This window comes from Methylobacterium sp. 37f (assembly GCF_023093475.1).
GTDB lineage: Bacteria > Pseudomonadota > Alphaproteobacteria > Rhizobiales > Beijerinckiaceae > Methylobacterium.
This window is the reverse complement of record NZ_JAGHKN010000028.1, coordinates 40031-54816: the sequence shown is the minus strand read 5'-3', so window position 1 is coordinate 54816 and position 14786 is coordinate 40031. Positions and strand designations below refer to the sequence as shown.

The window sequence follows — 14786 nt, the reverse complement described above, 5'->3', positions numbered from 1 at the left end:
GCCGATGGAGAAACTGAGCTTCCGCCACGCCACCCGTACGGCGCTCCCCGGCACCCGGGCCAGCGCGATCACCGGGGTCGTCGCCTCCGGCAACCTCGAAGTGCTGCTGGAGCGCAATCTCGCGCCCGATGCCTGCCGCGTCGAGATCGACACCGCGATCGCCGGTTACGGGGCGGTCTGGGCCGCCGTGGTGGCGGATTTCGTGGCGCGCCGGCAGCCCGGCGGGCTCACCATCACCATCAACGACGGGGGCGCGCGCCCCGACACCGTGTCCCTGCGCCTCGCCCAGGGCGCGCGCCTGATGGAGATGCCGTGATGGATTTCAAACCCGTCTCTCTCTCCACCTCTCCGCTCGACCAGAGCTGGTACGAGGCCAGCGCCCGCGCCCGCCTCGCGGGTCTCCTCGACGCGGACACGTTCCAGGAATTCATCGGCCCCGAGCAGCGGATGATGAGCCCGCACCTGCCGCTGTTCGACCTGCCGCGCGCCTTCGACGACGGGATGATCGTCGGGCGCGGCCTGCTTGAAGAGCGACCCGTGCTGGTCGCCGCCCAGGAGGGCCGCTTCATGGGAGGCGCCTTCGGCGAGATCCACGGCGCCAAGCTCGTCGGCCTGCTGCGGGCGGCGCTGGCCGTGAAGCCGGCCGCCGTGCTGATCCTGTTCGACACCGGCGGCGTGCGCCTGCAGGAAGCCAATGCCGGCGAGACCGCCATCGCGGAGATCATGCGGGCGATCACGCAGGTCCGCACCGCCGGCATCCCGGTGATCGGGCTGATCGGCGGCCGGGCCGGCTGCTACGGTGGCGGCGGGCTCATCGCCGGCACCTGCGCGCGCCTCGTCATCTCCGAGGGCGGGCGCCTCAGCGTCTCCGGTCCCGAGGTGATCGAGACCAACCGGGGGGCGGAGGAATTCGATTCCCGCGACCGGGCGCTGGTGTGGCGCACCATGGGCGGCAAGCACCGGCGCCTCATCGGCGCCGCCGACGCCTTCGTCGACGACACTATCGGGGCGTTCCGCAAGGCCGTCCTGGCGGCGATCCCGGCAGCCCCCTCCTTCGACCTCGCCACGCTCGAAGCCGAGCAGGCCCGCCTGGAAGCCCGCCTCGACCGCTTCGGCGATGCCCGGGACGCCACCGAGATCTGGGGCGGCCTCGGCATCGCCGACCCCGCCGCCGTGCCGGGCCTGACCACCGAGGGCTTCGACGCCCTGCTCGCCCGCCTGCCGGAGGAGCCGCACCATGCCCGATAAGATGGCCCTCGAGGCGATCCTCGCCGCGCTCTTTCCCGCGGGCCACGCCGTCACGGTGTCGGACGGTCTGATCACCGGGGATGGTCCTCTCGGGGCCGGGCGGATCGCCGTGGTCGGCATCGACGGGAACACGGCCCTCGGGATCGAGGGCGCCTGCCACCTGGCGGGGCGCGTCCTCGACGTGGTGCGGGCCGGCGGCGAGACGCCGATCCTCGTCCTGATCGATTCCGACAGCCAGCGCATGAGCCGGCGCGACGAACTGCTCGGCCTCAACGAGTATCTCGCCCATCTGGCCAAGGCGCTGCTGCTGGCCGACGCGCAAGGCCATCCGACCATCGGCCTGCTCTACGGCCACAGCGCGGCCGGCGCCTTCATCGCCACCGCGCTCGCCACCCGCGTGCTCGTGGCCCTGCCCGGCGCCCATCCGAGCGTGATGGATCTGCCCTCGGTGGCCCGCGTCACCAAGCTGCCCCTGGAGAAGCTGGAAGAGATGGCTCGCGCCACGCCGGTCTTCGCCCCCGGCCTCGACAACATGGTCCAGACCGGTGCCGTGCAGGCGGTTCTCGATCCCACACAGCCCCTCGGTCCCCAGGTCGCCGCGCTGATCGCGCAGGGGGCTGCAGCCGACATCCGCGATACCCGCGACGCCCTCGGTCGTGAGCGGGGCGGCCGTCCGCTGGCCCACGACATCGCCGCCCGGGTGGTGCGCGAGGCGCAGGGTGCGTGATCCTGTGTCGCCTCTGTCGCCCCTCGCGCGCCACGACCTTCTCACCGTGACGCCCGGCGCCTGGAGCCGAGTGCTGGCGGGACGGCCGGACCTCGCGGGGATTCCCCATCTCGCCGGCTGGGCGGAACGCGGCTGGCCCGTCATCGCCCGGCGCCGCGGGCCCGGCGAGGATGCCGGCCTCGTCGCCGCCGGCCTGCCGCTGCCGCCCGCCCTCGGCAAGCGCCGCATCGGCCTCGCCCTCGATCCGGGCTCCGTCACGCCCCGCCCAAGCCTGACCCTGGCCGAGGCCGGCGGGGCGGCCCCCGCCGCCTGGCACCCGACCATCGCGGCCCTCGTCGCGCACGGGGCGGCCCATGGCTGCGTGCCGCGCGTGTTCGGCGGCCTGCTCTGGCAGGCGCTGACCGGCCTGCCCTATCTCTCGGACACCTCGGACCTCGACCTGCTCTGGCCCGTCTCCCTCGACCGTGCCTTCCTCGCCCACGCCTCCCTCGATCGCGCCTTCCTCGACGGTCTGGCGCGCATCGCGGGACCGGCGCCGATGCGCCTCGACGGCGAGATCTGTCTACCGGACGGTTTCGCCGTGAACTGGCGCGAACTGCACGCGGCCGGACCCGACGAGGCGGTCCTCGTCAAGGGCCTGCTGCGCCTGGAGCTTCGGCCCGTCGCGGCACTCCGCGCCGCCCTGTCCCCGGCAGCTTGAGCGATGCCGTCCGCCTCCGCACCTGCGGTCCAGGGAGCTGCCATCCCGTCCGCGACGCCCGACCCGGCGCGACCCCGCGGCCTGTCGCGGCGGATCGCCCGCCTCGCCACCGCATGCCTGCACCGCGAGCTCGCCACCTATCCCAAGCCCGGTCTCGTCAGCCACGTGGACAGCGGTAGCCATTCCGACATGGACGCGGGCCGCTTCCGGGCGAGTGCCGATGCCCTGGAGCCCTTCTTCGCGGAGCTCGCCGAGGCCGGCGCGGCGGGGGCCGAGATGGCGCATCTGCGCCGGATCGGCCTCGCGGCGGAGGCGGCGATGCGGGCGGCCACCGGGGGCGTGAACACCCACCGGGGCGCCATTTTCGGCCTCGGCCTCCTCAGTGCCGCGGCCGGCGCCTCAGGGATGCGCCCGGCGGCCGGGAGCCTCGGCGCCCATGTCCGCGCGCGCCATGCGGACGCGATCCTCGACGGCCCCGAGCTGCTGCACGCGCCGGGCGCGCGAGCGCGGCGCCGACACGGCGTCGGGGGCGCGCCGGCCGAGGCGGCGGCCGGGTTCCCGAGCCTCTACGGCACCGGACTGCCGGCCCTGCGCCGGGCCCGCGCTCTTCGCCCCGATGCGCCCGAGGCCGCGCGGGTGGAGGCCTGCCTCGCCCTCGTCGCCTGCCTGGAGGACACCAACCTGCTGCATCGCGGCGGCCCCGAAGGGTATGCCTTCGCGCGGGCGGAAGCCGCCCGCTTCATCGCCGCGGGCGGTATCGCGCCGGACGACTGGTTTTCGCGGGCGGAGGCGCTGCACCGGGCCTTCGTCGCCCGCCGCCTCAGCCCCGGCGGGGCCGCCGACCTTCTCGCCATGACCCTGTTCGTCGACGCCTGGGAGCGACCATGATCGTCGCGCCGTCATGACCCTCGCGATCCTGCTGTCCGGCCAGGGCGGCCAGCATTCGGGAATGTTCGACCTCACCGCCGATCGGCCGGAGGCGCAGGGCATCTTCGCGGCGGCGACCCCGCTCCTCGGCCAGGACCCGCGCGACCTCGTACGCACGGGCGCGGACCTCCACGCCAACCGCACCGGGCAGATCCTGTGCTGCGTCGCCGGCCTCGCCGCCTGGACCCTGGTGCAGGCCGCCCAAGCCTCGCAAGCCGCGAGACCCGCGCGCGTCGTGGTGGTCGGCTACAGCATCGGCGATCTCGCGGCCTTCGGCTGCGCCGGCCTGTTCGCGCCCGAGACGGTGCTGGACCTCGCCGCCGTTCGCGCCGAGGCGATGGATGCGGTGGCGGGTCCGGATTCCGGCCGCGGCATCCCTTACGGCCTCGCGGGCCTGCGCGGCCTGCCCGCAGAGCGGTGTTTCGCGATGGCGGGGGAGCATGGGTGCCACCCGGCGATCCGCAACGCCGTCGACAGCGTGGTGGTGGGCGGTCCCGTCGAGGCCCTCGACAGGCTCTGCGCGGCGGCGCTCGCAGCCGGCGCCGCGCGGGCGGTGCGCCTGCCCGTCCAAATCCCCTCCCACACGCCGCTCCTGGCCGAGGCCTCGGCCCGCTTCGCCGAACGGCTGGCCGAGGCGCCCCTGGCGACGCCGCCGCGTCCGGCCCCGCGCCTCCTCAGCGGCCTCGACGGGGCGGCGGTGTTCCGGCCGGAGGTGGGCTTGGCCAAGCTCGCCGCGCAGCTCTCGCAGACCCTGGACTGGGCCGCCTGCCTGGAGGGCATCGGCGAGTTCGGCGCGGACCACGTTCTCGAGCTCGGTCCCGGCCACGCCCTCGCCACCATGGCGCGGGCGGCCCTGCCCGACGCGCGGGTTCATGCACTGGAGGATTTTCGGATGTCCGCCGGTGTGATTCAATGGATCGAGGACGGGGCCTGAACCCCGACGGAGTGAAACGCACACGATGCAGTATCGCAATCTCGGCCGTTCGGGCCTCAAGGTCTCGCCGCTCTGTCTCGGCACCATGATGTTCGGCGGCCCCACCGACGAGGCCACCGCCGGCCGCATCATCGACAGCGCCCGGGGCGCCGGGATCAACTTTCTCGACACGGCTGACGTCTACAACGAGGGCCGCTCCGAGGAGGTGGTGGGCCGGGCGATCGCCCGGGACCGCGAGGCCTGGGTGCTGGCCACCAAGGTCGCCAACCCGATGGGGCCGGGCGTCAACGACCGGGGCCTGTCCCGCGCTCACGTGCTGCGCGCCGCCGAGGCCAGCCTCCGGCGGCTCGGCACCGACGTCATCGACATCTACTACCTCCACAAGGAGGACCACACGACGCCGTTGGCTGAGACCATCGGCGCCATCGCGCAGCTCGTGCGCCAGGGCAAGATCCGCTACTTCGGCGTCTCGAACTACCGGGCTTGGCGCGTCGCCGAGATCTGCCGCCTGTGCGACGATCTCGGCATCGACCGTCCGGTGGTGAGCCAGCCCTACTACAACGCCCTGAACCGGATGCCGGAGACCGAGCACCTGCCGGCCTGCGCCCATTACGGCCTCGGCGTGGTGCCGTACTCGCCGCTCGCCCGCGGCGTGCTGACCGCGAAGTATGATCCCGATGCGCCGCCCCCCGAAGGCACCCGCGCGGGGCGCCAGGACACCCGCATGATGCAGACGGAGTGGCGCCCGGAATCCCTGGTGATCGCCCGCACGTTCCAGGCCCACGCGGCCGCGCGCGGGCTGACGGCGGGGCAGTTCGCGGTGAACTGGGTGCTGGCCAACCGCACCGTCACCTCGGTCATCGCCGGGCCGCGCACCGAGGCGCAGTGGGACGAGTATCTGGGCGCTCTCGGCTACACCTTCACGGACGAGGACGAGGCGCTGGTCGACGCCCACGTCGTCACCGGCCACCCCTCGACCCCGGGCTACAACGATCCGGCCTATCCGATCGAGGGGCGCGTGCGGGGGTAAAACGCCATTGTGCGGGGGAGGGAGGCGCGTTCAGCCTGTTTACCCCCGCGTCTCGGCCAGGTGCAACTCCACCAGCGCGTCGAAGCTGGCGTCACCCTTGAAGCCCAGTTCCAGGGCGCGGCGGGTATCGAAGGCCTCCGGCCAGGTCTCCACGATCGCCTGGATGGCCGGATTCGGTTCACGCCGGATCAGCGCCACCGCCGGATCACCACCCACGCGGCGCAGGGCCTCGATCTCGTCGGCCACCGTCGCCGAGATCCCCGGCATGGTCAGGCTGCGGCGCAGGCCGAGGGGACCAAGGTCGATGCGGGCGGCGTGCAGAAGGTATTCGGTGGCCGAGCGTGGACTGGCGAACCAGTGGCGCACGCTGTCGGGCACCGGCAGGATCGCCTCCTGGCCTGCCAGCGGCTCGCGGATGATCCCGGAGAAGAACCCGGAGGCCGCCTTGTTCGGCTTGCCCGGCCGTACGCAGATGGTGGGCAGGCGCAAGCCGATGCCGTCGAGGAAGCCGCGCCGGGTGTAATCGGCGAGCAGCAACTCGCCCATCGCCTTCTGGGTGCCGTAGGAGGTGGCCGGTGTCAGGATCATGTCGTCCGGGATCACGCCCGGAAGCGGCGGCCCGAACACCGCCAGCGATGAGGTGAAGACCACGCGGGGCCGGTAGCCCTCCGCCCCGTGGGCCTGCCGGATCGCGTCGAGAAGCAGGCGCGTGGCGTCGAGATTGACCCGGTAGCCCTTCTCCAGGTCGGCCTCCGCCTCGCCCGACACGATCGCCGCGAGGTGGAAGATCACGTCCGGCCGGCCCGCGATGGCGGCCTCCGCCGCGCCCGGGATCGCGAGGTCGGCGGCGGCCGTGGCGACAGGGCCGGTGAAGCCCGTCGGCGGCGTCGGCTCCACCACGTCCACCAGGGTGAGGGCGCGGGCATCGCCCTGCGCGGCGAGGGCGTCGGTGAGGCGTCGGCCGATCATGCCGGCGGCGCCGAGGATCAGAGCGTGCATGGGGCGTCCTTTCGGGCTCAGCGCATCAGGTCGAGGGCGCGGGAGAAGAAGTCGCGGCCGCCGAAATTGCCGGACTTGAGAGCGAGCAGCATGGGATCGCCGAGGCCGACTGCCCCTTGCCCCATCGTCCTGAGCACCGGCACCCCGGCGGCGATCTCGGGACCGAGGCGGAAGGCCTTCAGCCCGAGCGTATCGACGACCGCGCCGGAGGTCTCGCCGCCCGCCACCACGAGGCGGCGCACACCGCGCGCCACCAGGTCGCCGGCGATGCGGGCCAAAGCGGCCTCGATGGCATGGCCGACCCGGTCGCCACCGTGGCGGGCCTGGAGGGCGCGCACGGTCTCGGGCTCGGCGCTGCTGGCGATGAGAACGGGGCCGGCGCCGACATGATCGCCGGCCCAGGCCACGGCGGCCTCGATCTCGGCCTCACCCGCGGCGAGCAGGCGCTCGGGGTCGAGGCGCCGCACCGGCATCACGGCTTGCGCCGCCGCGATCTGTCCGAGCGTCGCCTGCGAGCAGCTTCCGGCGAGGCAGGCGGCCAGGCCCCCAACGGGCGCGCCGAGATCCGAGGCGCTGTCCGGCGCCGCAGCCCGGCCGGCCGCCACGAGCGCGCGGGCGAGGCCGAGGCCGAGGCCCGAGGCGCCCACCGAGATGCGATGGCCGAGCGCCGCCACCCCGAGGGTTTCGAGATCGGTCTCCCTCACGGCGTCCGCGATGGCCGCGCCCACGCCGTCGGCGGCGAGCGCGTCGAGGCGCGCGGCGACGGCGTCCGGCCCCTTCGCCACAGTGGCGAAATCCACGAGGCCCACGGGCGCCGCGCTCTGGCGGGCCAGCACCCGCACGAGGTTGGCGTCGCGCATCGGGTTGAGGGGATGGTCCTTGAGCGGGCTCTCGTTCAGCGGCACGGCGCCGACAAAGAGGTTGCCCTGGTAGACGGTGCGCCCGGTCTCCGGGAAGGCGGGCGTGACGAGGGCGATGGCCTCGCCCGCATCGCCCCGCAGGGCGTCCAGGACGGGGCCGATATTGCCCTGGTCGGTCGAATCGAAGGTCGAGCAGATTTTGAACAGGACGTGGGCGGCGCCGCGGCCGCGCAGCCAGGCCTCGGCCGCGCGGGAGCGCGCCACCGCGTCCGCAGCCGGGATGGAGCGGCTCTTGAGGGCCACCACCACGGCATCGACCCCGGCCAGATCGAGGTCGTCGGCCGGGATGCCGATGGTCTGCACGGTGCGCAGGCCGGCCTGGGTCAGCGTGTTGGCGAGGTCCGAGGCGCCGGTATAGTCGTCGGCCACCGATCCGAGGGCGAGGCTCATCGGGTGGCCTCCCGGATTTGCGCCTGCTGTCCCTGCGACGCGCGGTAGGGCTCGAACCAGCCGAGGCCCTCCCCCGTGCCGCCGGCCGGGTTGTACTCGCAGCCGACGAAGCCCGCATAGCCGAGGCGGTCGAGCTCGGCGAAGAGGAAGGCGTCGTTCATCTCGCCGGTGCCGGGCTCGTGCCGGGTGGGCACGCTCGCGGTCTGGACGTGCCCGACCATCGGCATCAGGGTCCGCAGGCGGGTGGTCACGTCCCCGTGCAGGATCTGGCAATGGTAGAGGTCGAACTGCAGCTTCAGGTTCGGCAGGGCGAGGTCCTCGATCAGGCGGGCGGCCATGGCGAAGTCGTTGAGGAAGTAGCCCGGCATGTTGCGGGCGTTGATCGGCTCGAGCACGAGGTCGAGCCCTTCGCGACCCACCCGCTCGGCGGTCCAGGCCACGGCCCGGCGATAGGCCGCCTGCGCCGCCGGATCCTGCGCATCCGCCATGCCGGCCATGAGGTGGAGCCGGGCCACGCCGGTGGCCTTCGCGTAAGTCAGGCCGGTCTCGACGCCCGCCTGCACCTCCGCGAACCGGTCCGGCAGGGCGGCGAGGCCGCGCTCGCCCGCCGCCCAATCGCCCGGCGGCAGGTTGAACAGGGCCTGGGTGAGGCCGTACTGCGCCAGGCGCTCGGCGATGGCCTCGGGCGGATGGTCGTAGGGGAACAGGAATTCGACGGCGGTGAAGCCCGCTTCCCGGGCTGCCGCGAAGCGGTCGAGGAAGGGGCGTTCGGTGAACATCAGGGTGAGGTTGGCGGCAAAACGCGGCATCGGCTGTTCTCCCTTCAGGCCTTGGGCGACGGCAGGGTGACGCCGGCCACCTGGGCGTAGAGGCGGGCCACCGAGGCGTCGTCGTCCCGGCCCATGCCGGAGCCCGACGCCATCAGGAACATCTGCAGGGCGGCGGCCGCCACCGGCACGGGGTACTTTTCTGCCCGCGCCATGTCCTGCACGATGCCCAGATCCTTGACGAAGATGTCGACCGCGCTTCTCGGGCTGTAATCGCCGTCGAGCACGTGCGGCATGCGGTTCTCGAACATCCAGGAATTGCCGGCGGATGCCGTGATCACCTCGTAGACCTTGCGCAGGTCGAGCCCCTGCTTGGCGGCAAAGCTCATGGCCTCGCTGGCGGCCGCGATGTGCACGCCCGCGAGCAGCTGGTTGATCATCTTGAAGGCGGCCCCCTGCCCGGCCGCGTCGCCGAGCGCGTAGAGCTTGCCGGCCATCGCCTCCAGGGCCGGTCGGGCGGCATCGAAGGCCGCTGTGCTGCCGGAGGCCAGGAAGGTGAGTTCGCCGTCCGCCGCCCGGACCGCGCCGCCGCTCATCGGGGCGTCGAGATAGTGCCGTCTGGTCTCCTCCAGCCGGGCCGCGAGGCGACGGGCGATGGCCGGGTCCATGGTGGCGGAGGAGACGAACACGGCGCCCTCGGGCATGGTCTCGGCAGCCCCGTCCGGCCCGAACAGCACCGCTTCGGTCTGGGCGGCGTTGACCACGACGCAGACCACCACGTCGGCCCCCGCCGCCGCCGCCGCCGGGTTCGCCGCCGCCTGTCCCCCGCTCTCGGCGAAGCGCGCGACCGCTTCCGCGTTCACGTCGCAGGCGGTGACCTGGAAGCCGGCCCGGAGGAGCGAACCGGCCATGCCGGCGCCCATGGAGCCGAGGCCGATCACGGCTACGCAGCGGTTCTGGGTGTTCGTGCTCATGGAGGGACCTGTCGGATGGAATTTCGAAATCAGGGGAAGGCGGATCGAACGGATGCTCCTGCCACTCACCCCGTCATCCCGGGTTCTGCTGCGCAGCCCCGGAATCACGGTGTGGGTTTCGGATCCGTCCGGCTCAGCGATTGACCACGTGCTTCGGGGTGACGAACACGCAGACCGCGCCGATCACCAGCATCACGGCGAGCGCGTACATGCCGGCGGCGGTGCTGCCGGTGGAATCGCGCAGGGCCCCGATCACGTAGGGGCTGGCGAAGCCCGCGAGGTTGCCCACCGAGTTGATCAGCGCGATGCCGGCCGCCGCACCCGCGCCGCTGAGAAAGGCGGTGGGCAGGGACCAGAACAGCGGCGCGCAGGTGAGCACGCCGCCGGCCGCCACGGCCAGCGCCGCGATGGCCACGACCGTGCTGCCGGTGCTGGCCGCGACCACGAAGCCGACCGCGCCGCAGAGGGCCGGGACGATGAGGTGCCAGCGCCGCTCGCGCATCCGGTCGGCGCTGCGGCCGAGCAGGATCATGACGAAGACCGCGAACAGGAACGGGATCGCGCTGACGAGACCGATGTTGAGGTTGCCCTGGATGCCGGACGCCTTGACGATGGTGGGCATCCAGAAGGTCAGGCCGTATTGACCGGTGACGAAGGCGAAGTAGATCAGGCTCATGAACCAGATCCGGCCGTTGCGGAACACGGTGGCGATCGAATGCGGGCTCTGTTCCTTGCCGGCGCCGTCGGCGGCGATGTCGCGCTCGATGACCTGCTTCTCGGCGGCGTTCAGCCACTTGGCTTCCGAGGGGCGGTTGTCGAGATAGAAGAACACGGCGAGACCCACCAGCACCGCCGGCACCGCCTCGATCAGGAACATCCACTGCCAGCCGGACAGGCCGTGCGTGCCGTTGAACGTGTCCATGATCCAGCCGGAAAGCGGGTTGCCGAAGATGCCCGAGACCGGGATCGCCGACATGAACACCGCGATCACCCGGGCGCGGCGATGGGCCGGGAACCAGGTCGTCGTGTAGAGGATCACCCCCGGATAGAAGCCGGCCTCCGCGAGGCCGAGCAGGAAGCGCATGAGGTAGAACGAGGTCGCGGAGTTCACGAACATGAACCCGGCCGAGATGATGCCCCAGGTGATCATGATGCGGGCGATCCAGACCCGGGCGCCGACCCGGTGTAGGATGACGTTCGAGGGCACCTCGAACAGGAAGTAGCCGATGAAGAACAGGCCGGCGCCGAGGCCGTAGACTGTCTCGCTGAAGCCCAGCTCCTGGGACATCTGCAACTTGGCGAAGCCCACGTTCACGCGATCGAGATAGGCGACCACGTAGCAGAGCATCAGGAACGGCACGAGCCGCCAGAATACCTTCGTGTAGGTCTGCTCGACGAAATCCGACGAGGGCGCGCCGGCGCCGCGCGCGGATGCGCCCGGCATGGTCGAAGCCTTCGCCGTTGAAGCTTGCACGGTCATGTTTCCTCCTGCGGGCGCCCGCTTTGCGGATCACCGTTCTGGCGTTGCAGAATTTTATCGGTGCGCGACTCCTGTTGGCAGCGCTTGCATCTTGGATAACAGTGATTGGCAGCGCTGCCAATCTGATTGTTGCGGGTCGCTAACCTTGCTATGGCTCTGCCGTCCCTGCCCCGAGGATGAAGGTCGCCGATGAACGTGCATGAGCCCGAGCGCCGGCTCGTGACCCTGGCCGACGTCGCCCGCGCGGCCGGGGTCGGCGAGAGCACGGTCTCCCGTGTCCTGCGCAACCAGGGCTCGTTCTCGAAGCGCACCCAGGATCGGGTCGCGGAGGCGGTGGCGCGCCTCGGCTACGTGCCGAACCGCCTGGCCGGCATGCTGGCGGGCTCCGGTACCACGGCGGGCGCCAAGCTGGTCGGCATCATCATCCCGTCGCTCACCAACATCGTGTTCCCGGATCTCCTGCGCGGCGCCAACGCCGCCCTCGACCGCGACGGTTTCCAGAGCGTGATCGGGGTCTCGGACTACGACCCGAGCCGCGAGGAGGCGCTGATCGGCGCCCTGCTCTCCTGGCGCCCGGCCGGTCTCATCGTCACCGGCCTGGAGCACACGCCCGGTGCGGTCGCGCGCCTGCGGGCGAGCGGCATCCGTGTCGTCGAGATGATCGATACCGACGGCACCGGCCTCGACATCGTGGTGGGGTTCTCGAACCGGGCGGTGGGTTGCGACAGCGCCCGGCACCTGCTCGACCGGGGCTACCGCCGCATCGGCTATGTCGGGCACGACATCACGCGGGACCTGCGCGCGGCCAAGCGGTTGGCGGGGTTCTGCGAGACGCTGGTCCAGGCCGGCCATCCCCTGGTGGAGCGCGCGATCGCGTCGGGCCCCTCCTCGGCGGCGGCCGGGCGGGAGGCCCTGGGGCAACTCCTCGCCCGCCGGCCCGACCTCGACGCGGTCTACTTCTCCAACGACGACATGGCGCTCGGCGGCTACTTCCACTGCCTCGCCGAAGGCATCGCGGTGCCGGGGCGCCTCGCCCTGTTCGGTTTCAACGCCCTCGACATCGCCGCGGCGATGCCCCGGCCCCTCGCCACCATCCGCACCCCGCGCCTGGAGATCGGCGCGATGGCGGCCGAGCGCCTCGGAGCGGACGGCCCGCCGGAGGTGATCGATCTCGGCTATGAACTGATCCCCGGCGCCACCGCCTGAGATCGCCCCTCACGATCAAGGAACGCCATGAGCGAGAGAACATCGAGCGAGAGAACATCGAGCGAGACTACACCGAGCGAGTCCCGGCTTCGCGAACAGATCTGCCGGTTCGGCCGCTCGCTGTTCGAGCGCGGCCTGACGCCGGGCTCGTCGGGCAACATCTCGCTCCGCCTCGACGACGGCGGCTGGCTGGTGACGCCCACCAACGCCTCGCTGGGCTTCCTCGATCCGGCCACGATCTCGCGCCTGGACGCGACGGGCGCCCTGGTCTCGGGCCACGCGCCCACGAAGGAGATTCCGCTTCACGCGGCGCTCTACGACAGCCGCACGGAGGCGCGCGCCATCGTCCACCTGCACTCGACCCACGCGGTCGCGGTTTCGATGCTGCCGGAGATCGACCCGAAGGCGGTGCTGCCCCCGCTGACGCCCTATTACCTGATGCGGGCCGGCGCCACGGCCCTGGTGCCGTATTACCGACCCGGCGACCCGGCGGTGGCGGACGCGATCCGGGGGCTCGCCGGCCGCTACGCCTCGGTGCTGCTGGCCAATCACGGCCCGGTGGTGGCCGGCACCACCCTGGAGAACGCGGTCTTCGCCACCGAGGAGCTGGAGGAGACGGCCAAGCTCTACCTCCTCCTGCGCAACCTCAATCCGCGCCACCTCAGCCCAGGGCAGGTCCAGGATCTCGTCAGCCATTTCGGCCTGACCCTGCCGGAGCCGGACGGGCACGACCACGGGCATTGAGCCCGCGACCGGCGTCGATTCAGGCTGCCACCTCGATCTGCGCTCCCGGCAGCGCGGCCGCGATCTCGGCGGCGATGCCGACCGAGGCGATGTTCTTGGATTTCGCCTCGATCTCGAAATCCGCCCAGGCCATGTGGCGGGCCACCAGGGCGTTGACGGCCCGGTTCCACATCATGTCCGAATGGGCGGCGAGGTCGCGCCAGTTGTGGCCGGCCTCCGTCAGCGCGGCGAAATCCGGCAGGGCGTCGGCCGCGTGGCCCTCCAGCAGGCTCTCGCGCGAGACGCTGATATGCGCCACGGGGCGCACCCCGCGCCAGGATTCGCGCACGCGCATCACGCGCGGGTCGTCGGGCTCGATATACGCGCCCCGGCTCTCGACCCAGTGATGGTGCAGGTCGAGCACCACCGGAACGACGTCGGCGAGGCCCAGCACCGTGTCGAGCCCGAAGACGTTCTCGTCGTTCTCGACCGTAAGGAGGTCGCGCGCCGTCTGCGAGAGCTTGGGCAGGCTGGCCCGGAAGCCGGCGATGCCGGGGTCGCGGGCGCCCACATGGATGTTGATGTGGGCCCCCTGCGGATGCCAGCCCTGGCCGTAGCCGAGCATCGCCATGAGTTCGGCGTGGTGCTCGAGTTCCTCGATGCCGTTGCGCTCGGCATTCGGGTTCTGCGAGGCGATGACGCAGAACGGCCCCGGATGGAAACTCAGGCGCACCGCCCCGTCCCGCGCGATGGCGCCGATCCGGGCGAGGCCGTCCTCGACGAGGCGGCGCATCTCGGGTTCGGCGTAGATGTCCTGCGCCACCGCGTGGGTGTAGCCGGGCAGGACGTTGCTGGCGATCCGCAGCAGGCGCTCGATCACGGGCCGGGCGGCGACCCAGGCCACCTGCCGCTCCAGGGCGCCGAGGTTGTGGCGCACCAGACCCTCGAGCTTCGCCCGCCGCGCGGCGGGCGCCAGCGTCTTCAGATGCGCCATGGTGGCGTGGGTGAGATTCATCTGCAGGGTCGCCTCGCGGGCGGCCTTCAGGGTCTTGAAGCTCTCGGGCGGGGCCTCGAGGATGAACTTGCAGCAGAAGCCGAGGCGGGGTGTTGAATCGGTCATGGGGCGATAACGCGGCGGAACGCCATTGGTGCACGGCCGGAACCCCCGGCCGGCCCAGGCGCGTTGCCCCGGCGCCGAACCCTTGTGCAGGGTGGTCTGGTGCAAGTGTAACGTGCCGGCTCCCACGCCGGCCCCGGAGCCCCGATGGACGCCAAACTCGCTGATCAGGTCCGGCACGCGGCCGACCTCGCCCGCAGGCTGACCCTGGCCTACCCGAAGGGGTCGCGCCGCGACGACTTTCCCTTCGCGGTCGTGGCCGCCTTCGACGCCGACATCCGCGGGCGCGTCGAACGCGATCGCCGGATCGAGGACGAGCGCGACCGGGTGCTCATCGCCGCCGTCAACTTCGCCGAGACGCCGCCCGACGACGAGCCCGAGGCCGTCGAGCCGGCGCGCCGCGCCCTCGTCGCGGCGATCGACTACCTCGAACAGGCGACCCTGCGCTTCGGGATCGTCAATCGCGAGGGCGCGCGGCTCGGCTACGGCGAGGCCGGTCAGCGGCTCACGGCGGGCGGCTGACGCCATCTTCCCCGCCGCCCAATTCGTGATGACGGATCCTGCGACCCAGGCGCCGGTCCGCGCGTTACACACCTCCGCCGGCGCATACCCGGCGCTCCGTTCGATCAGCGTGGTCTTCTTCC

The 14786-nt window shown here is 72.1% G+C and carries 16 protein-coding genes; 10 read left to right on the top strand and 6 right to left on the bottom strand.

All coding sequences use genetic code 11. The annotated features are described in order from the left end of the window. The first annotated feature begins 4 nt into the window (after positions 1-4). Genes mdcC through J7U37_RS17570 form a run of 7 tightly spaced genes read left to right on the top strand, consistent with a single transcriptional unit; the run spans position 5 to position 5566 of the window. On the top strand, positions 5-316 hold the full coding sequence (gene mdcC, locus J7U37_RS17600) for a malonate decarboxylase acyl carrier protein (RefSeq protein WP_056481057.1): 312 nt from the start codon (positions 5-7) through the stop codon (positions 314-316). Continuing rightward, positions 316-1248, top strand: coding sequence for a biotin-independent malonate decarboxylase subunit beta (locus tag J7U37_RS17595; RefSeq protein WP_247636526.1), 933 nt, complete (start codon positions 316-318; stop codon positions 1246-1248). Before mdcC ends, J7U37_RS17595 begins: the two co-directional genes overlap by 1 nt. Position 1249: 1 nt before the next feature. After that, positions 1250-1975, top strand: coding sequence for a biotin-independent malonate decarboxylase subunit gamma (gene mdcE / locus J7U37_RS17590; protein ID WP_247636537.1), 726 nt, complete (start codon positions 1250-1252; stop codon positions 1973-1975). After that, positions 1968-2675, top strand: a complete 708-nt coding sequence (gene mdcG / locus J7U37_RS17585) for a malonate decarboxylase holo-[acyl-carrier-protein] synthase (protein WP_247636525.1) — start codon at positions 1968-1970, stop codon at positions 2673-2675. Before mdcE ends, mdcG begins: the two co-directional genes overlap by 8 nt. A 3-nt stretch (positions 2676-2678) precedes the next feature. Beyond that, the gene (gene mdcB, locus J7U37_RS17580) at positions 2679-3563 is read left to right on the top strand and encodes a triphosphoribosyl-dephospho-CoA synthase MdcB (RefSeq protein WP_247636524.1); all 885 of its coding nucleotides are present in this window, start codon (positions 2679-2681) and stop codon (positions 3561-3563) included. A gap of 13 nt (positions 3564-3576) precedes the next feature. Then, a complete protein-coding gene (locus J7U37_RS17575; RefSeq protein WP_247636523.1) occupies positions 3577-4536 on the top strand; it encodes an acyltransferase domain-containing protein in 960 nt (319 codons plus the stop codon). A gap of 25 nt (positions 4537-4561) precedes the next feature. Then, positions 4562-5566, top strand: coding sequence for an aldo/keto reductase (locus J7U37_RS17570; RefSeq protein WP_247636522.1), 1005 nt, complete (start codon positions 4562-4564; stop codon positions 5564-5566). Positions 5567-5605: 39 nt separating this feature from the next. On the opposite strand, the gene denD is transcribed toward J7U37_RS17570, so the two are convergent. The 5 genes from denD to J7U37_RS17545 all read right to left on the bottom strand — a co-directional run bounded on the left by denD (position 5606) and on the right by J7U37_RS17545 (position 11060). Further along, positions 5606-6565 (bottom strand): D-erythronate dehydrogenase, encoded by a 960-nt coding sequence (denD, locus tag J7U37_RS17565; protein ID WP_056190660.1) that lies wholly within the window; start codon positions 6563-6565, stop codon positions 5606-5608. Between the two features lie 17 nt (positions 6566-6582). After that, positions 6583-7875 (bottom strand): 3-oxo-tetronate kinase, encoded by a 1293-nt coding sequence (gene otnK, locus J7U37_RS17560; RefSeq protein WP_247636521.1) that lies wholly within the window; start codon positions 7873-7875, stop codon positions 6583-6585. Beyond that, positions 7872-8684, bottom strand: a complete 813-nt coding sequence (gene otnI, locus J7U37_RS17555; RefSeq protein WP_056190656.1) for a 2-oxo-tetronate isomerase — start codon at positions 8682-8684, stop codon at positions 7872-7874. The genes otnK and otnI overlap by 4 nt, the downstream gene beginning before the upstream one ends. A gap of 14 nt (positions 8685-8698) precedes the next feature. Continuing rightward, a complete protein-coding gene (gene ltnD, locus J7U37_RS17550; protein ID WP_056481044.1) occupies positions 8699-9616 on the bottom strand; it encodes an L-threonate dehydrogenase in 918 nt (305 codons plus the stop codon). Positions 9617-9749: 133 nt separating this feature from the next. After that, on the bottom strand, positions 9750-11060 hold the full coding sequence (locus tag J7U37_RS17545; protein ID WP_056190729.1) for an MFS transporter: 1311 nt from the start codon (positions 11058-11060) through the stop codon (positions 9750-9752). 231 nt (positions 11061-11291) lie between these two features. Here J7U37_RS17545 and J7U37_RS17540 point away from each other — a divergent pair, with 231 nt between their 5' ends. Beyond that, positions 11292-12302, top strand: a complete 1011-nt coding sequence (locus J7U37_RS17540; protein WP_200935825.1) for a LacI family DNA-binding transcriptional regulator — start codon at positions 11292-11294, stop codon at positions 12300-12302. A gap of 27 nt (positions 12303-12329) precedes the next feature. Further along, on the top strand, positions 12330-13046 hold the full coding sequence (locus J7U37_RS17535) for an aldolase (RefSeq protein WP_056190650.1): 717 nt from the start codon (positions 12330-12332) through the stop codon (positions 13044-13046). Positions 13047-13065: 19 nt separating this feature from the next. Here J7U37_RS17535 and J7U37_RS17530 read toward each other — a convergent pair whose 3' ends face one another. Continuing rightward, positions 13066-14145: a UV damage endonuclease UvsE gene (locus J7U37_RS17530; protein ID WP_247636520.1), complete on the bottom strand. Its 1080-nt coding sequence runs from the start codon at positions 14143-14145 to the stop codon at positions 13066-13068. A gap of 144 nt (positions 14146-14289) precedes the next feature. Here J7U37_RS17530 and J7U37_RS17525 point away from each other — a divergent pair, with 144 nt between their 5' ends. Next, a complete protein-coding gene (locus J7U37_RS17525; RefSeq protein WP_056481038.1) occupies positions 14290-14664 on the top strand; it encodes a hypothetical protein in 375 nt (124 codons plus the stop codon). Positions 14665-14786 lie beyond the last annotated feature (122 nt).